The sequence below is a fragment of the Nesterenkonia aethiopica genome, from assembly GCF_039534665.1.
GTDB lineage: Bacteria > Actinomycetota > Actinomycetes > Actinomycetales > Micrococcaceae > Nesterenkonia > Nesterenkonia aethiopica.
Genome location: NZ_BAAAVT010000010.1, coordinates 25,457 through 42,062 on the forward strand (window position 1 = coordinate 25,457; position 16,606 = coordinate 42,062).

Annotated in this window: 15 protein-coding genes; 9 read left to right on the forward strand and 6 right to left on the reverse strand. The window is 70.1% G+C overall.

Going from position 1 to position 16,606, the window contains the following annotated elements:
- Positions 1 to 107: 107 nt before the first annotated feature.
- A complete protein-coding gene (locus tag ABD658_RS08810) occupies positions 108 to 1,115 on the forward strand; it encodes a quinone oxidoreductase family protein (RefSeq protein WP_344681671.1) in 1,008 nt (335 codons plus the stop codon).
- Between the two features lie 88 nt (positions 1,116 to 1,203).
- Here the strand turns inward: ABD658_RS08810 and pheT are convergent, their stop codons facing one another.
- From pheT to ABD658_RS08830, 4 genes are all read right to left on the reverse strand, one after another.
- Entirely contained in the window at positions 1,204 to 3,741 is a 2,538-nt protein-coding gene (gene pheT / locus ABD658_RS08815) for a phenylalanine--tRNA ligase subunit beta (RefSeq protein ID WP_344681673.1), read from the reverse strand.
- A 4-nt stretch (positions 3,742 to 3,745) separates the two neighbouring features.
- On the reverse strand, positions 3,746 to 4,846 hold the full coding sequence (gene pheS, locus ABD658_RS08820; protein WP_344681675.1) for a phenylalanine--tRNA ligase subunit alpha: 1,101 nt from the start codon (positions 4,844 to 4,846) through the stop codon (positions 3,746 to 3,748).
- Between the two features lie 317 nt (positions 4,847 to 5,163).
- Positions 5,164 to 5,604 (reverse strand): NUDIX domain-containing protein, encoded by a 441-nt coding sequence (locus tag ABD658_RS08825; protein ID WP_344681677.1) that lies wholly within the window; start codon positions 5,602 to 5,604, stop codon positions 5,164 to 5,166.
- Positions 5,601 to 6,152 carry an SRPBCC family protein gene (locus ABD658_RS08830; RefSeq protein WP_344681679.1) on the reverse strand — a complete coding sequence of 184 codons (552 nt, stop codon included), beginning with the start codon at positions 6,150 to 6,152 and terminating at the stop codon, positions 5,601 to 5,603. The genes ABD658_RS08825 and ABD658_RS08830 overlap by 4 nt, the downstream gene beginning before the upstream one ends.
- Positions 6,153 to 6,193: 41 nt before the next feature.
- On the opposite strand from ABD658_RS08830, the gene ABD658_RS08835 reads away from it, so the two are divergent.
- From ABD658_RS08835 to ABD658_RS08850, 4 genes are all read left to right on the forward strand, one after another.
- The gene (locus tag ABD658_RS08835) at positions 6,194 to 6,775 is read left to right on the forward strand and encodes a GNAT family N-acetyltransferase (RefSeq protein WP_344681680.1); all 582 of its coding nucleotides are present in this window, start codon (positions 6,194 to 6,196) and stop codon (positions 6,773 to 6,775) included.
- A gap of 239 nt (positions 6,776 to 7,014) precedes the next feature.
- Positions 7,015 to 8,631 (forward strand): ABC-F family ATP-binding cassette domain-containing protein, encoded by a 1,617-nt coding sequence (locus ABD658_RS08840; protein ID WP_344681682.1) that lies wholly within the window; start codon positions 7,015 to 7,017, stop codon positions 8,629 to 8,631.
- Complete coding sequence (locus ABD658_RS08845) at positions 8,624 to 9,175, forward strand: GNAT family N-acetyltransferase (RefSeq protein ID WP_344681684.1); 552 nt, start codon at positions 8,624 to 8,626, stop codon at positions 9,173 to 9,175. The genes ABD658_RS08840 and ABD658_RS08845 overlap by 8 nt, the downstream gene beginning before the upstream one ends.
- A gap of 330 nt (positions 9,176 to 9,505) precedes the next feature.
- Positions 9,506 to 10,033 (forward strand): O-acetyl-ADP-ribose deacetylase, encoded by a 528-nt coding sequence (locus ABD658_RS08850; RefSeq protein ID WP_344681686.1) that lies wholly within the window; start codon positions 9,506 to 9,508, stop codon positions 10,031 to 10,033.
- Between the two features lie 20 nt (positions 10,034 to 10,053).
- Here ABD658_RS08850 and ABD658_RS08855 read toward each other — a convergent pair whose 3' ends face one another.
- Positions 10,054 to 10,641: a mycothiol transferase gene (locus ABD658_RS08855; RefSeq protein WP_344681688.1), complete on the reverse strand. Its 588-nt coding sequence runs from the start codon at positions 10,639 to 10,641 to the stop codon at positions 10,054 to 10,056.
- Between the two features lie 85 nt (positions 10,642 to 10,726).
- Here ABD658_RS08855 and ABD658_RS08860 point away from each other — a divergent pair, with 85 nt between their 5' ends.
- The 4 genes from ABD658_RS08860 to ABD658_RS08875 are packed head-to-tail and all read left to right on the forward strand — an operon-like array spanning position 10,727 to position 16,117.
- A complete protein-coding gene (locus ABD658_RS08860) occupies positions 10,727 to 11,716 on the forward strand; it encodes a helix-turn-helix transcriptional regulator (RefSeq protein WP_344681690.1) in 990 nt (329 codons plus the stop codon).
- Positions 11,717 to 11,721: 5 nt separating this feature from the next.
- A complete protein-coding gene (locus ABD658_RS08865) occupies positions 11,722 to 13,389 on the forward strand; it encodes a phenylacetate--CoA ligase family protein (protein ID WP_344681692.1) in 1,668 nt (555 codons plus the stop codon).
- A gap of 2 nt (positions 13,390 to 13,391) precedes the next feature.
- Positions 13,392 to 13,952 (forward strand): hypothetical protein, encoded by a 561-nt coding sequence (locus tag ABD658_RS08870; protein WP_344681694.1) that lies wholly within the window; start codon positions 13,392 to 13,394, stop codon positions 13,950 to 13,952.
- On the forward strand, positions 13,952 to 16,117 hold the full coding sequence (locus tag ABD658_RS08875) for a nitroreductase family protein (RefSeq protein ID WP_344744315.1): 2,166 nt from the start codon (positions 13,952 to 13,954) through the stop codon (positions 16,115 to 16,117). The genes ABD658_RS08870 and ABD658_RS08875 overlap by 1 nt, the downstream gene beginning before the upstream one ends.
- Here ABD658_RS08875 and ABD658_RS08880 read toward each other — a convergent pair.
- Positions 16,001 to 16,576: a protein-L-isoaspartate O-methyltransferase family protein gene (locus ABD658_RS08880; protein WP_344681696.1), complete on the reverse strand. Its 576-nt coding sequence runs from the start codon at positions 16,574 to 16,576 to the stop codon at positions 16,001 to 16,003. The genes ABD658_RS08875 and ABD658_RS08880 overlap by 117 nt on opposite strands.
- Between the last annotated feature and the right edge of the window lie 30 nt (positions 16,577 to 16,606).

Below are 16,606 nucleotides of genomic sequence, written 5' to 3' on the forward strand. Positions count from 1 at the left end.
GCCTGCCAGTCTACGCACATGTATGCATGCATATCAATATTTATGCATAGAGGGTGCGGACGGGATCTCGTTCTTCATGTCCAGCCGACTTCGATAGTCTGACCCGCATGAACGAACAGAGCGTCTTCCCCGAGGACCTGCCCAGTGCCGCACGCGTGACGCGCACCGAGCAGGCCGGCGGAACTGAAGTGTTCAGCACGGTGGAGGTCTCCCTGCCCGAGCCCGGCCCCGGCCAGGTGCTGGTGGAGACCGCGGCCGCGGGAGTCAACTTCATCGAGACCTACCAGCGCAGCGGGGTCTATCCCGTGGAGCACCCCTTCGTCCCCGGCGGCGAGGGCACCGGCACCATCATCGCCGCCGGAGAAGCCGTCGAGGGCCTGGAGATCGGCCGACGGGTCACCACCAGCGAGGCGGCCACCGGCACCTACGCCACCCATTTCCTGATCGACGCCGCCAAAGCCGTCCCGGTCCCCGACGAGGTCACCGACCAGCAGGCCGCCGCCCTCCCCCTGCAGGGCGCGACCGCCCACTACCTGATCAACTCCACCTACCGGGTGGCACCGGGCGAGACCGTGCTGACCCACGCCGGCGCCGGCGGCGTCGGCCAGATCCTCACCCAGCTGCTCAAGGCCAAGGGCGCCCGGGTGATCACCACCACCTCCACTGCCGAGAAGGCGGAGATCGCCCAGGCCGCCGGCGCGGACTACGTGCTGAGCTACGACACCTTCGCCGACGAGGTCCGCGAGATCACCAAGGGCGAAGGCGTCTCGGTGGTCTACGACGGCGTCGGCCGCGACACCTTCACCGGCTCCCTGGAGAGCCTGGGCGTGCGCGGCACCCTGGTGCTCTTCGGCGGGGCCTCCGGCCAGGTCCCGCCCTTCGACCTCCAGGAGCTCAACCGCCGCGGAGGGCTGTTCGTGACCCGCCCATCACTGCAGTGGTACCTCCGCAACGCCGAGGAGCGCGCCTGGCGGTTCTCCGAGCTCTTCAAGGCGCTGACCTCCGGGGACCTGACCCTGAACATCGGCGGAAGCTACCCCCTGGCCGAGGCCGGCCGCGCCCATGACGACCTCGAGAACCGCAGGACCACGGGCAAACTGCTGCTGGTCCCCTGACCCGCCTTCCCACACATACCCCGCAGACGACGTCGGCCCCTCCCCCTGGATCACCAGGGCGAGGGGCCGACGTCGTCTGGGCTGGGTCTCAGCGCTGGACGGCGCCGTGGCGTGCGGTCGCCAGCGCCACGGCCGCCTCCCGGGCCTCGGAGGCCTCTTCGGCGGTCAGGGTGCGGTCCTCGGCCCGGAATCGCAGGGCATAGGCCAGCGACTTCCTACCGGGCTCGATCCCCTCTCCGGAGTAGACGTCGAAGAGCTGGATCTCCTCGAGCAGCTCGCTGGCGCCTGAGGCCAGCGTGGACTGCAGCTCGCCGGCGGGCAGGGACTCCTCCACGATGAGCGAGACGTCCTGCGTGGACGGCGGGAACGTGGAGATCTGCTCCGCCACCACCTTCTCCGGTGCGGCCGCCAGCAGGGCACTGAGGTCCAGCTCCATCACGGCAGTGCGCGCCGGAAGGTCCCAGCCCTCGGCCACCTTCGGGTGCAGCTCGCCCGCGTGACCGACGACGGCGCCGTCGACCACCAGCTCCGCGGTGCGCCCGGGGTGGAAAGCCTGGTGGTGCCCCTGCCGCACCGTGAGGTCCACGCCGAGAAGCTCTGCGGCGGTGAGGGCGGCGTCCACAGCGTCGGCCCAGTCTCGGACACGCCCCGGCTGCCCGGGGGTGGGTGCCGGCTCCGAGCCGGCCACGGCGACGGCCAGATGCCACGGCTGGCGGGGGATCCCCGCCTCCAGCCCGGCCAGCGCGTCGTCGCCCGGGCGGGCGCCCAGCGGCGGGATGCTCGGACTGCCCACGGTCTCGCCCGGCAGATACACCAGCCCCGCCTCATAGAGCGCGAGGTTGGCGAATCCGCGGGAGACATTGCGACGCAGCGTGTCCAGCAGCCCCGGGAGCACCGTGGTGCGCAGGGTGCCGTGCTGGGCTGCGATCGGGTTGGCCAGGCGCAGCATGTCCAGCTCGCCCTCGTCGGCGCGACCGAAGAGGGTGTTGGCCTCCTCCGAGTAGAACGGATAGCTCAGCGTCTCGGTGAAGCCTGCCGCCGCCATGCCGCTGAGCACCTGGCGGCGCCGCTGCTGCTCGCGGGTCAGGCCCCGGCCGGCCGGGGCGACCGGAAGCCGGGAGGGGATCTGGTCATAGCCGATCAGGCGTGCGATCTCCTCGACCAGCGCCTCCGGGATCGTGAGGTCGGGACGCCAGCTGGGCGGGGTGACCCGCAGCGTCTCCCCGGCGTCCTCCACCTGGGCGCCGATCTCCTCCAGCGTGGCCATGACCTGGTCTCGGGTGTAGTCCACGCCGACGACCCGGGCGGGCAGCGCCGGATCCAGCGCGATGGGCTCGGGCAGCCGGGGAGTGCCGACTGCCGTGACCTCACCGGTGTCCGTGCCGCCTGCCAGCTGGACCAGCAGGTCCACCGCCCGCTGAGCGGCGACCGCCGGCAGCAGCGGGTCCACTCCGCGTTCGTTGCGCTTCGACGCCTCGGAGGGCAGCTTGTGGCGACGCTTGCTGCGGCTGACGCTGACCGGGTCGAAGTGTGCCGCCTCGATGAGGATGCTGGTGGTGCCCTCCCCCACTTCGGTGTCCGCGCCGCCCATGACGCCGGCGATGCCGATCGCGCCGCGGTCGTCGGCGATCACCAGGTCCTCGGCGTGGAGCTGACGAGACTTCTCGTCCAGGGTGGTCAGCGTCTCCCCGGCCTGAGCCCGGCGGACCCGGATCGGGCCGCGCAGCGTCTCGGCGTCGTAGAAGTGCAGCGGCTGGCCGAGCTCCCACATCACGTAGTTGGAGATGTCCACCGGCAGGGAGATCGGCCGCATCCCGGCCAGTCGGAGCCGGGCTGCCATCCACGGCGGGGTGGGCGCATCGACGTCGACATCCTCGACCTTGCGCGCGACGAAACGGTCACAGCCGGCGACGCCGTAGATGGGCGCCTCGTCCTCCAGGAGCACCTCGTGCCCCGGGGTGCCGTCGGTGCGGACCTCGACAGTGGAGGCCGGATCCGTGAAGGAGGTCCCCGTGGCGTGGGCGTATTCGCGGGCCGCACCGCGCATGGAGAACGCGTAGCCGCGGTCCGGGGTCACGTTGATCTCCGCGGCGGAATCGTCCAGCCCGAGCAGCTCCAGAGCATCGGAGCCGATCTCCGGGTCCAGTCCGAGGGTGGAGAGCACGAGGATGCCGTCGTGGTCCTCTCCGATGCCGAGCTCACGGACCGAGGCGATCATGCCGGCCGAGACGTGCCCGTAGGTCTTCCGCGCGCTGATCCGGAAGTCGCCGGGCAGCACGGCGCCGGGCAGGGTCACCACGACCTTGTCCCCGACCTCGAAGTTGTGGGCGCCGCAGACCACGCCCTGGACGCCGTCGGGCGAGATGCCGTCCCCGGTGAGGGCCTGCTCCTGGCCCTCCGCGACCACGCGGACCCGACACCAGTTGATGGTCTTGCCGTTGCTCTGCGGCTCGGGGGTCTTCTCCAGGACCTCCCCGACGACGATGGGCCCGGAGATCTCGTCGGAAGGACGGTGGACGTCCTCCTCCTCGAGGCCGACGCGGACCAGGTCGGCCATGAGGTCCTCCGGCGTGGCGTCCGCCGGGAGCTGGGTGAGTTCACGAAGCCAGGACAGGGGGATGCGCATGCCCTCAGACCTCCATTCCGAAGTGCTGGCTGAAACGGACATCGCCTTCGATCATGTCGCGCATGTCGGAGACGTCGTTGCGGAACATGAGCGTGCGTTCCACACCCATGCCGAAGGCGAACCCGGTGTAGACCTCCGGGTCCACGCCGGCCGCCCGCAGGACGTTGGGGTTGACCATGCCGCAGCCTCCCCATTCGATCCACTGCGGGCCACCTGTGGCCCCGGGGTGCCAGATGTCCATCTCCGCGCTCGGCTCGGTGAACGGGAAGTAGGACGGGCGCAGGCGGATGGCCGCCTCCGGTCCGAACATCTGGCGGGCGAAGTGCTCCAGGGTGCCGCGCAGGTCGGCCATGGTGAGACCCTTGTCCACGGCGAGGCCCTCGAACTGGTGGAACACCGGAGTGTGTGTGGCGTCCAGCTCGTCGGTGCGGAACGTCTTGCCGGGGCACAGCACGTAGACCGGCAGCTCCCGTTCGAGGAGGGAGCGGACCTGCACCGGAGAGGTGTGGGTGCGCAGCACCAGATGGGAGTCCTTGGGCTCCACGAAGAAGGTGTCCTGCATCTCTCGGGCCGGGTGGTCCGGGTCGAAGTTCAGCGCATCGAAGTTGAACCACTCGGACTCCACCTCAGGCCCTTCAGCGATCTCCCAGCCCATGCCGACGAAGACGTCACAGACCCGCTCCTGCAGAACGGTCAGCGGGTGGCGGGCTCCGAGGGGGCGACGTCGGGGCGCGGCGGTGACGTCGACGGCTTCCTCCACGAGGATCCGCTCGGCATGCTCGGCCTCCAGCACCTCGGTCCGGACGGCGAGCGCCTTCTGGATGCGGCCGCGGGCTCCGCCGAGAAGCTTGCCGGCGTCCTTCTTCTCGTCTTTGGCGAGGTCCTTGATCTGCCGGTTGGCCAGCACGATCGGGGACTTCTCACCCGTGTGGGCCAGTCGCGCCTCCTTGAGCTGGTCGAGGTCGGCAGCCTCGTCGAAGGCGGCGAGGGCATTCTGGACGCAGGTCTCGACGGCGTTCTCGTCGAGCGGATGCGGCGCCGCGCGGTCAGCGGCGGACGCGGCCTCCTGCTCCTGGACCTCGGGGCTGGTGTCAGTCCTGGACATGCTTCTCCAACTGTGAGCGGAATGGGGACGATCCCGGTCAGTTTATGCGCTGGCCCGCCAGGCTGCCGAGTCGAGTCACGACGCCGTCTCGAACCCGTGTTCTGACAGTTTTCTCACAGACTCCCCGAGTCGAACACATATTCGATGATGCGCGCCGAAGGCTTGCGGGGCGTGTAGAATACGTGTTCTAATGGCTGTGCGCGATGGGAAGCGCGACGCGCGCAGAAGCCCTCCTCACTGCTTCTGCGCGCGTCTCCCATGTCTGGGGGCTGCGTGACAGGACTGCCGGGCGTGCCAGAGCGCGGATCCCGGCGCTCTCAGGCGTCACGCCGCAGCAGCTCCTCCACGATGGGCCGGTCCGCCGGAATCCACGGGTGATCCAGTAGCCGAAGCGTCATCGGCGCCCAATCCAGACGATCATGATCCTGCAGGGGCCACGGGACACCCTCGATGAGCTCCCCCTGGAACAGGCGCATCACCGCGGTGCCGGAGAGCCGCCAGCCCAGCCCGGGCACGCCATTCTCTCCCGATGCGCAGATCTCCTCACCGAGGGCCACCTGGATGCCGAGCTCCTCGGCCAGCTCCCGGTGCACGCCCTCGCGGGCGTTCTCTCCCGGCTCCAGCTTCCCTCCGGGGAACTCCCAGAGCCGACGCATCGCCTCAGGTCTGGTGCGGCGGGCCATGAGAAGCTCGGGCGGTCCGTGGGCCGCCTGGCGGAGGACCGCGGCGGCGACGACAGTGGTGATGGGGCCCGTCACGCGGACTCGGCGAGTGCCTTCAGGCGGCTGACCGAGGCCGCAAGCATCTCTGCGGTCGTGCTGCGCGCCCGCTCCACACGGGCCGCGTCGGTCAACTGCGACCAGTCATAGGTGTGGGTGACCTCCACTCCGCCGGAGGACAGCTCCGCCAGCGACCACCGCCACAGGTGTCCCGCCGGCGGCTCACCCATGGTGGCGGGCCGCCAGGCGATCAGTTCTCCCTCGAGGAATTCCACCACGTGGTTCTCCCGAGTCTTGCCGTTGGTCAGTGTCATCCGAAAGACGTCACCGACCGCCCTGACCCGCTGCCCGGGCTCCGCATGCGCGAGGTTCTCATTGCCGTCCCATGCGGACTGCTGGGAGGGGTCCGCAATGAGCTCGAAGATGGCCGCGGCATCCGCGCGGACGACGTCATGGGCAGTGACCACACGGCCGCAGTGGTCCGGGTCGTAGTCCAGGTCCTCCGCGCCGTTCTCGCCGTAGGCGGCACACTCGCGCGGCGCCCGTCCGGCGCCCTGATGGTGGGATCCCCGCTGCTCTGCGCTCATACGCCCCAGACTACGCGAACCCACCGGTAGGGTCAGGAGCCATGGGTGAATTTGACGAGCTGAGGAGCTGGGCCGCGAACCTGCTCACCGGAGACAAGGTGGCGCTGCGCGCCACGACCGAGGACGACCTCCCGGTGCTGGCCGAGTGGTGGAACGAGCCGGACGTCGCGCTGTTCCAGCAGACACGGATCGTCCAGCAGCCTCAGGCCCAGGTGCGGGAGCTGATCTCCGCCTGGGCGCGGAACGACTCCCCCGGCGCCGTCGGCTATACCGTTGCCCGGGCCGACGACGGCGAAGTGGCCGGACACATCTCCCTGCACGGTCTCAGCGTGCCGGCGCGCATCGCGACCCTGGGCGTCGTGCTCGGCCCGCCCGCCCAGGGCCAGGGCCTCGGCGAGGAGGCGGTGCGGCTGATGCTGCGGCTGGCCTTCGACGAGATGGGGGCCCGGAAGGTGGAGCTCACGGTCTTCTCCTTCAATGCCCGTGCTATGAGCCTCTACGAGAGGCTCGGCTTCGGCGTGGAGGGTCGACGTCGGGAGTCCGTCCTCCACCGGGGGCGGTTCCATGACGAGGTCTCCATGGGGCTGTTGGAGTCCGAGTATCGGGCCTGGCCTTCGTCCTGATCCGGGGCTATTCTGAATTCGGCCCTGTCGTCGACCACGAGGTGACCGGTGAAGAACTGACGTCTGAGACCTGCACAGCCTGTCCGCCGTCGCGCGGCGGGATCATTGTGCTCTCTGACGGTTCGGTGCTTCACCTGCGTTCGGTCCCTTCTGTGGCACGACGCCCTCCGCCCGACAGCCGCCCCGCTGTGCAGCGTCTCCACGCATCCCCCCGCCCCTGCGCACCCCGGAGACTCCTCATGTTGCACATCACTGGTGCTCTGACCTGCACCGATCTCACCTTTCGCGTGCCTGACGGCCACACGATCCTCGACGGCGTCACATTCAGCCTCGGCCCTGGGCGTCACGGGATCGTCGGCGACAACGGCGCCGGAAAATCGACGCTGCTGAAGATCATCACGGGGGAGCTCGCCCCCACCGGGGGTCACGTCCGGCTCTCTGGCGAGCTCGCAAGCCTCCCCCAGGATCCGGCCATCGACCCTCGACGTCGGGTCGCAGCCCTGCTCGGCGTCGAGACGACCCTGTCGGCGCTGCGCCGGATCGAGGCCGGTTCGGTGGAGGTCCGAGACTTCGACCTCGTCGGCGAGGACTGGGACATCGATCAGCGACTCACCGCGGCCCTGTCTCGGATCGGTCTCGACGCCATCGACCTGGGCCGGCCTGTCGGATCGCTCTCCGGCGGGGAGCTGATGCTGCTCAGCCTCACCGCGCAGCTGCTGCGGCGCCCCGACGTGCTGCTGCTCGATGAGCCGACGAACAGCCTCGACTCCGCGACTCGGAGCCGCGCCCATGACCTCATCCTTGACTTCCCGGGCACCCTGGTGGTGGTCAGCCATGACCGTGACCTGCTCGAGCGCGTGGACAGCATCGCAGAGGTACGCGAAGGCGGAATCCACTGGTACGGAGGAGGCCTGTCGTTGTTCGAGGCGGCAGTGGCCGCCGAACAGGAGGCGGCCGCCCAGGCCGTGGCGACCGCGCAGTCCGACGTTCGGCGGCAGCAGCGCGACCTGACCGTCCAACACACCAAGCAGGCCCGTCGGGACCGCCAGGGACGGAAGAAGGCCGACAGCCTGCCGCCCATCGTCGCCCACGCCTACCGGCGTCGCGCCGAAGAGTCGGCGGGTCGGCTGAAAACGCTCCACGAGGGACGACTCGACGAGGCCCGGGAGACCCTGCGGTCGGCGGAGCGCCGGGTCCGGGAGGATGCAGAGATCCGTATAGACCTGCCGGACACGGCCGTCCCCGCCAGTCGGGATGTCCTGAGAGCACGGTCGCTCCGTCCAGCCCACGGCTCCGCTGTGCTGGATCTGATGCTGCGCGGGCCTGAGCGCGTGGCGCTGACCGGGCCCAATGGCGTGGGCAAGACGTCCCTGCTGCGGTGCCTCTCCGGACAGGAGGACCCCGCCGACGGCGAGGGCGAGCTGCTGGTGCCGCACCGCCTGTTGCCGCAGGACCTCCAGGTGCTGGACCCCGGGCTGAGCGTGCTGGAGAACGTGCACCGCCACGCACCGGAGGCCGACCTCACTCGGATCCGGCATCAGTTGGCGCTCTTCCTCCTGCGGGGCGATGCCGTCCATCAGCCGGCAGGCAGCCTCTCCGGCGGCGAACGATGGCGGGCGACACTGGCCAGTCTGCTGCTGTCCGAGCCCCCGCCCCAGCTGCTGATCCTCGACGAGCCGACCAACAATCTGGACTTCGCCAGCGTGCGGCACCTGGTGCAGGCGCTGCGGTACCATCAAGGGGCTCTCCTGGTGGTCAGCCACGATGAGCACTTCCTGGAGCAGCTCGACCTCGACCGCAGGATCCTGGTGGCCGACGGGAACATCGACGACGGGGGGAAGACCGCCGATGCCTGAGCTCCGGCCGCTGGTTACCGGCGACGCTCCACACGTGCTCGCCGCCTTCCACTCCGACCCGGCCATGTCCCGCCAGGGCGAGGTGTCCGACCTGTCCACGGCAGAGGCCTACATCCGTGCCGCCACAGACACCGGAGCAGGGCGGTTGGCCTTCGCCGTCGATGTCGGCGGCTCCTCCGTCGGGCTGGTGGGCCTGAGCATCGACCGGGCGAATCGGGTGGGTTGGTTCTTCTACTGGATGCACCGGGAGCACCGGGGGCGTGGCCTGATGACGACGGCGGCCCGTACCGCGGCCGACTGGGCCCTAGCGCCCACAGACCAGAGCGGCGGCGGTCTGCACCGCCTGGAGCTGGGCCACCGGCGCAACAATCCGAGCTCCGGTGGGGTCGCCCGCGCGGCCGGTTTCATCCAGGAGGGCGTGGAGAGGGAGAAATTCCTGATCGCCGGAGCTCGCGTGGATGTGTTGACCTGGGGTCGACTCCGTGATGATCCAGTTCCTTCCGGAGGCAGGATGATGATTAACACGAAGGAAACATTATTGTAGCGATCCACTGAAGCACTTTTGCCATGATAGGTTCGTCGCCGCCGATGCGGTGAACGAGATGACAACGACATCCTGACGAAAGGTGCTTCACCATGATCTCTGGTCTGCTCGACACTGTCCTGGCCATCGCTGGCGGACTGACCGACACGGTTCTCGACCTGCTGGCCGCCCTGGGACTCTGAGCCCTTCGATCAGCTGCACTGTGCCGTCCCCACGGCCGAGCGCCATGCCCGGCCGCGGGGACGGCGCAGGCAAGCATCACCACCTGGTCGGACGACGTGCCGTTCACGGCCGGTGCGATGGCGTCCCGGCGAGAGCTACCCTGACCCTATGCGCATCACCGTGGTCGACGGCGACATCACCGAGCAGGACGTGGACGCGATCGTCAACGCGGCCAACTCCTCCCTGCTGGGAGGGGGCGGCGTGGACGGTGCCATCCATCGCGCAGCCGGCCCGGAACTCCTCCAGCACTGCCGGACGCTGCGAGCTCACCACTGGCCTGAAGGCCTGCCGCCTGGCCGCGCGGCGTCCACTCCGGCAGCCCAGCTGCCTGCCGACTGGGTCATCCACACAGTGGGACCGAACCGGCACGCAGGCGAGACCGACCCCTCCGTGCTGGCCTCCTGCTTCCGGGAGTCTCTCCTGGAGGCACTCCGTCTGGGAGCCACCAGCGTGGCCTTCCCGGGCATCGGCGCCGGAGTCTATGGGTGGGAGGCCGACGACGTCGCCCAGGCCGCCCGGCTCGCTCTCACCGAGGTCCCCGGCCGCTGGGACGCGCTCGAGGAGGTCCGCTTCGTCCTGTTCTCCGCGACGGTGGCCGACGCCTTCCGCGAGCACCTCTCCGACCTCTTCGCGTGATCACAGGCCGCAGCGGACGATCACCCCGCGTACTCGGCCCAGTCGAAGCTCTCCCCGACGTCCCGGGCGTTGAGCGCATAGGCGATCTGGCCGTCCAGGTGCTCCCGGATGATGTCCGCATGCCCGGCATGCCGGGCCGTCTCGGCCACCAGGTGATACGCCACCCAGCGGACGTTCCATGAGTCGAGCTCCTTCGGGAACCAAGGCGCATCCGGGATCGGCACCCGCGCATCGAAATCCGCGTCCGCCAGCACGGGACGGACCAGATCCCGCGCCGTCGCCAGGCGGTCACGCAGCTCGGCCCCGGTCTCCTCAGGGACCTCCTCGCCGGTCCAGAACCCGTCGAAGCCGAGGGCGAAGGCTTCCTCGGCAAGCCCTCTGTCCGGCTCGGCGACTCCGTGGAAGTAGACATGATGCAACCACCGGACCACGGTCTGCGACACATGGGCGATCAGCCCACCCATGCTCAGAGTTCCGGCAGTGGGTGCCGCACGCAGCTGGGCGTCGTCCAGATCCAGCGCGGCGATGCGCAGCTGCTCCAGCTGCTGGACGGCATAGATGGCGCAGGCGTCCCGCTCATCGGTCACTTCGGGGGTCAGGAAGGGCATGACGGTCTCCTCTCGGGGTTGTTGTGATTCAGTGTCCACACCATTGCGGACAGATTCGGTCCGCGTCCGGCGGTACGGTAGAACCATGCCTCGCGACACCACCGACCCCACCCGCCGCGCCCTGCAGATCCTCGCCTTCATGCAGGCACGATCCTCGGCCAGCGCCGAGGAGATCGCCGAGCGACTGGGTGTGACCACTCGCACGGTGCGGCGGGACGTCCAGCGGCTGAGGGACCTGGGGTACGGGATCGAGTCGACGGCCGGACAGGGCGGCGGCTACCGGCTCGTGGCGGGATCCGACCGGCCGTTGCTGGTCCTGGAGCCGGAGGAGGCCTCCGCCGTCGTGCTCGGCCTGGCCCACCTGACGGACCTCGGCCTCTCCGGCCTGGAGGATGCCGCACTGTCCGCCCTGGCCAAAGTCAGCCGCACGATGCCCCCGCAGGTGTCCGCAGCCGCGGAGAAGGTGCGGCGGGGAACCGCTGTGATCGGGAACCGCGACGCCGGGACCCCGGTGGAGCATGTGGCGCGGCTGGCCGAGGCCTCGGCGGAACGCCGCACCGTCACCTACACGCACCGCCGGGACGGGCGTCCCGCCGCCCGACGGGTGGACCCCTACCGCGTGGTCTCCTTCGCCGGACGCTGGTACCTGTTCGCCTGGTGTCACCTGCGCCGAGACTGGCGCACCTTCCGGGTCGACCGGATCAGCGACCTGCATGTGACCACGCTGCGCTACACGGCGATCCCGTCCCCGGACCCCGTGGCCACCGTGAAGGAGGCAGTGCTCCGTTCCCCCTACGCCCTGGTGGCGCGAGTGATCGTGGAGGCGCCCGCGGACCAGGTGCGCGCCCGGATCTCGCCGCATGCCGCCGACGTCGTCCCCGCCGGGCCGGACCGCTGCCTGATGACCGTGGGAGCCGACGAAGCCGAATGGGTGGCCGTGCACCTGGCGGAGCTGAGGCTGCCGATGCAGGTGGTCGATCCTCCGGAAGTGCTGGAAGCCATCCATCGGCTCGGCCACGATCTGATCTCGGTACGCACCGCGGCTGACCCTGACGTGGCACGCATCATAGACTGACCCTCATGGCGCCCTCCACCCTGCTGTCCTCGCTCAAGGCCCTCCGTCTGCGCCCCGTGGTGCCTGATGAGGCGCAGGCCCATCTGCGGCGCCTGCCCATCCGTCGCGGCCCGGTCAACATCGCCCGCCAGGTGATGCTGCGCTCGGCGAACCTGGGCCTGACGGCGGCCTACCGCCTCTACCGCGCCGACCCGCTGCTGTGGCGGTTCACCGCCAGGAACTACCACCCCGCCCTGGAACGCTTCGCCCAGCTCAACGCCTGGATGATCTGCCAGCACGCCTCCCTCGACGTGCCCGCATACCAGGACTATCTGGCCCGCACCGGCTACCGGTTCAGCTGGTGGGACCTGACCTCCTACACCCCGACGTCCAAGGACGAGTACGTCCGCCGCTACGAGGAAGCGCCCCGCTGCTGGCGGGGACGCATCGACGTCGCCGGGACTGTGGTGGACGAGTCCTCCGGTTCCTCGGGCACCCCGTTCAACTGGATGCGCTCCAAGCAGGAGCTCGACACCGTGCACAAGAACGTGGCCGGCTATGTGACCATGCTCTTCGGCGAGGAGAACCTGTTCTGCATCAACGCGTTCTCCATGGGGGCCTGGGCCACCGGCACCAACACCGGTCAGGCCATGGCGAAGATCGCCATGGTGAAGAACACGGGTCCGGATCTGGAGAAGATCCTCGACACGCTGCGCCACTTCGGTCCCGGCTTCACCTACCTGATCACCGCCTACCCGCCGTTCCTGAAGCATCTGGCGGACCGGCTCGACGCCGCCGGGGAGGAGTTCGCCGACTTCCGGCTCAACGGGTTCGTCGGCGGCGAGGCGATGACGGAGGGTCTCCGGGATCACCTGGAACGTCGCTTCCACCGGGTCTACGCCGGCTACGGCGCCTCGGACCTGACCATCGGCATGGGTGGGGAGACTGATCTCTCGGTGACGCTGCGCCGCGAGCTGATCAGCAACCCGGACTTCCGCGAGCGGGTCCTCGGGGAGGAGGAGACCCGCATTCCGATGGTCTTCCAGTACAACCCGTTGGAGACCTTCCTGGAGACCACCGAGGACGACGAGCTGGTGGTCACCATCAACTCGGCAGCGGTGATGAGCCCGCGGCTCCGCTACAACATCGGCGACGAGGCCCGCCTGCTCACCTTCCCTGAGATGGTGCAGCTCACCGCCGACTTCCCCGACCTGGTCCCACGCCTCAAACGCGCGTACCGGCACCAACGGATGAAGCTGCCCTTCCTGCTGCTGTTCGGCCGCAGCGACTCGACGATCTCCTACATGGGGGCGAACATCTACCCGGTGGACGTGCAGAACGGCCTGTATCGGGACCCTGAGGTCGCCCGGCTCATCGAGTCCTTCCAGATCGAGCTGCAGCAGACCGGGGACCTGGAGCACCGGCCTGCATTGCACGTCCAGCTGCGGGACCCGGAGTTCTTTCCCGACGCCGCCCTCGCCGACGGCGCCCGCGAGCGCCTGGCGGAGACCATCGCCACCGGCGTGCTGGAGCATCTGGCCTCCGTCTCGCGGGATGTCGCCGAGTCTCTCGAGGAGGACCCCAGCGCCGCGGAACTGCTCGTGCATGTCCACCCCTGGCGTTCGGGCCCCTTCACCGACGACGTCTCCCGACGGAAGATCAAGAACGTGTACCTCCGGCGCAGCGAGGGATGAGGATGCGCACCCGTGACTTCTCCGCCTGCCGCGCCCCGCAGGCCCGCACCGGGGCGCTGTTCCTCGGCTGCAACGAGTACCGCTCTCCCCGAGCGTTCCTGGAACAGCTGGTGACCTGGGGCCCTCTGGCGAAGGCGCTGAAGAACGCGCCGGGCTACCTGTGGCATCGCAGCTACTACGAGTTCCCGCTGCGCATCGGCCTGGTGGTGTGCTTCGAATCGCGAGAGTCGCTGATGGCCTTCGCCAAGGCCCCGGAGCATCATGCGATCATGCACTGGCTGGTGGGCACCTCCCCGGAGACGGGCACCGGATCGGCCGACCCGTCGAAGGCGCCGGTGGTCGGCGGGTTCATTCGGATCCTGGAGGCTGAGGAGGTCGGCTACGTCAACGGCACCTGGCGGGCCGAGGGCGACGAGCTGCGCATGGTGGAGAACTGGCAGGATCGCTCGCCAGGTGCCCGTCGGCCCGGCGACCTGCCCGAGGACCTCCGCGCCACCATCACCGGTGCCGGGCGGGTGAGAGCTCTCGCCCGGGCGCTCAATCCACTGCACCGGAGACGCTGATGCTCGAGTCACGGCTGACCGTCGAGGAGGTCCGCACCCGCACGGCCTGCGAAGAGTTCCTCGCCCTGGGTTCCCGCACGGCCCAGGCAGTGCCGCTGCTCGCCGATGACGTCCGGGCCTGGTTCCGCGGCGACCACCCCCATGTCGACGAGCTCTCCCTGCTGCTGGTCCGCGACGACGACGGCGTCCCGGTGGGCCGCTGCGTCACCCACTGCTCCGCCGAGCTCGACTCCGTGCTGAGCGCCTCGCTCGGCCCCGGCCCCTTCCAGCTCTTCGGCGCCGAGGCGGCGAACTCACCTGCCGTGCTGCAGACGCTGCTGGGCGCCGTCGAGAACCGCGCGCTCCGCGCCGGCGCGACCGGTCTGCTGGGCCCGATGGAGCTGCTGCCCAATCAGCAGGGTGGCGCCCTGACCTCCGGGTTCGCCGCAGACTCGTTCTTCGACTCCCCCTGGACCCCGCCCGAGCTGGCCGACGGGCTCCGTGCCGCGGGGTTCTCACCCTGGCATCCGGCGTCGACCTGGGAGGTGGCGGTGCGGGACATCCCGCCCGCGCGCCGACGTCGTCCCGACCCCACCGAGCTGGAGGCCGCCGGGGTGCGCCGCGAGCCCGCCTCGCGTCTGCGGCTGCGCGGCCGCGGCGGCCAGGTGGAGCGGCTGCGGGAGGCGCTGAACGACTCCTTCGCCCAGCTGCCGTACTTCACCCCGATCTCCCGTCGCCAGATGGCCCGTCAGACTGCTGGCCTGGAGCTGCTGATGGACCCCCGGCTGGTGGTGCTGCTGACCGATGAGTCCGGGCGGATCGTGAGCTTCGCCCTGGTGGTTCCCGACCCGGCCCCGATGCTGCGCCGGTCCCGCGGCGAGCTCGGGCTCCGGGAGCTGCCGAGGCTGCCGGGCGAGAACCGGGATGCGGTGCTGATCGTCCAGGGCACCCGACCGGACCGCCAGGGAGAAGGCCTGCTGTCCCTGGTGTCGCGGGAACTGTTCGCGGAGCTGCATGACGGAGTCTGGGAGCATCTGCGGGTGACCAGCATCGGCGAGGACAATCCCGGCTCGTCCCGGGTCTTCGCCCACGCAAGCGGGCATCCGCTGCACCGGCTGAGCTTCTTCCACCGCCGGGTCGGCCCGGTCGAAGGCGCGACGTTGCAGGGGCCTCAGTGGTGGTGCCAGGTGGCGGAGCGGGCGCCCAGCGCACACAACACCCAGCCATGGGTGCCCCAGCCGGAGGCCGCAGCGTCGGCGCTGCGCCTGACCGTGGACCCCTCGTGCACCCTGCCGGTGGGAGACCCGACCCATCGCGACCTGCATCTGAGCCTCGGCGCGTGGATCGAATCCTTCGCCGTCGCGGCCGCCTCCGAAGGCCAGCACGTCAGCCTCGAGGAGGTCACCGGGGCCGGGCCCGACATCAGGATCCGCCTGAGCTGGAGCCCGGAGGATGCCGCCCGGCCCGCCGTCGGTGCGGCAGCCGCCACCGTCCAGGACGTCCTGGACCGGCGGGTCCACCGGGGGCGCCTGCTGCCTCCCGGGCCGCTGGACCTCCCGGAGGGCTTCCACATCCTGGACGCCCTCGACGCCGACCCGCTGGAGCGCCGCGCCGGTCGCCACGTGGCGGCCACTCCGGAGTTGGCCGCCGAGTTGCTGGACTGGCTGCGCCTGGACCCTCAGGATCCCCGCTGGCATGAGGACGGGCTCTCCGCCGAGTGTCTGCAGCTGCCCCGGGCGGTGCAGTCCCGACCCGTGCAGCGGCTGCTCACAGGTCTCCGGCCGGCCCTCCCCGCGCTGCTGGGCCGGATCTCCCCTCCTCTGACGAGTGCGGGGACGGGAGTGCCGGTGGTCATGTCCTGGCCGGACCGCTCGCCGGCCGGCCAGGTGGAGGCGGGGCGACGGCTGCAGAGCCTGTGGCTGCGCCTGCACCGGCAGGGGCTTGCGGTCTCCCCGGCTTCAGAGGTCATCGACTGCCCAGCCACGGTGGGGCGGCTGGGTGTCGAGCACCCGGTGGCGTACTTCCGGGTGGGGATCCCCGACGACGTCCCGCCCCGCTCGGCCCGACGCTCAGTGCAGCGGCACGAAGCGGTACTGCCCGTGCAGAGTGGTCTCGACGCCGTCATCGACCCGGCGGATTCGGTGCATCTCCCCCACCACGGGGGCCACAATGACCCCGTCCGGTGACAGCTGGTCGATCAGCTCGTGCGGGGTCTTCGCCGCATCCGCTGAGACGAGGATCCGGTCGAAGGGTGCGACGTCGGGCAGGCCGAGGGTGTCGCTCTCGGCGGGACGCACCTGCACCCAGGGCATCGCCTGCAGCTCCACCGCCTGGCGCGCCCGGGCGGCGAGCTCGGGGATCAGCTCCACCCCGAAGACCCGACCGCCGGGGCCCACCAGGTGACCCAGCAGGGCCGCCGTCCAGCCGGAACCGGAGCCGACGTCGAGCGCCCGCTGGCCGGCACGCACGTCGAGGAGCCGCAGCATGCGGGCCACGGTGCTGGGCTGGGAGTTGGTCTGGCCGTGCCCGATGGACAGCGGCTCGTCGGCGGCGGCGAACCGCCGCTGCGGCCACGGGAGGAAATCGACGCGTGGCACCTCGTCCATCGCGCGGGCGACGGCGTCTGGTGAGTCCGACTCTGCCATGGTGTCCTCATGATACGTCCCTGCGGGCCG

Bases quoted from the DNA above. Each gene is read 5' to 3' on its own strand.
- ABD658_RS08810 (WP_344681671.1), top strand. From the start codon at position 108: ATGAACGAACAGAGCGTCTTCCCCGAGGACCTGCCCAGTGCCGCACGC.
- pheT (WP_344681673.1), bottom strand. From the start codon at position 3,741: ATGCGCATCCCCCTGTCCTGGCTTCGTGAACTCACCCAGCTCCCGGCG.
- pheS (WP_344681675.1), bottom strand. From the start codon at position 4,846: ATGTCCAGGACTGACACCAGCCCCGAGGTCCAGGAGCAGGAGGCCGCG.
- ABD658_RS08830 (WP_344681679.1), bottom strand. From the start codon at position 6,152: ATGAGCGCAGAGCAGCGGGGATCCCACCATCAGGGCGCCGGACGGGCG.
- ABD658_RS08835 (WP_344681680.1), top strand. From the start codon at position 6,194: ATGGGTGAATTTGACGAGCTGAGGAGCTGGGCCGCGAACCTGCTCACC.
- ABD658_RS08840 (WP_344681682.1), top strand. From the start codon at position 7,015: ATGTTGCACATCACTGGTGCTCTGACCTGCACCGATCTCACCTTTCGC.
- ABD658_RS08845 (WP_344681684.1), top strand. From the start codon at position 8,624: ATGCCTGAGCTCCGGCCGCTGGTTACCGGCGACGCTCCACACGTGCTC.
- ABD658_RS08850 (WP_344681686.1), top strand. From the start codon at position 9,506: ATGCGCATCACCGTGGTCGACGGCGACATCACCGAGCAGGACGTGGAC.
- ABD658_RS08855 (WP_344681688.1), bottom strand. From the start codon at position 10,641: ATGCCCTTCCTGACCCCCGAAGTGACCGATGAGCGGGACGCCTGCGCC.
- ABD658_RS08860 (WP_344681690.1), top strand. From the start codon at position 10,727: ATGCCTCGCGACACCACCGACCCCACCCGCCGCGCCCTGCAGATCCTC.
- ABD658_RS08865 (WP_344681692.1), top strand. From the start codon at position 11,722: ATGGCGCCCTCCACCCTGCTGTCCTCGCTCAAGGCCCTCCGTCTGCGC.
- ABD658_RS08870 (WP_344681694.1), top strand. From the start codon at position 13,392: ATGCGCACCCGTGACTTCTCCGCCTGCCGCGCCCCGCAGGCCCGCACC.
- ABD658_RS08875 (WP_344744315.1), top strand. From the start codon at position 13,952: ATGCTCGAGTCACGGCTGACCGTCGAGGAGGTCCGCACCCGCACGGCC.
- ABD658_RS08880 (WP_344681696.1), bottom strand. From the start codon at position 16,576: ATGGCAGAGTCGGACTCACCAGACGCCGTCGCCCGCGCGATGGACGAG.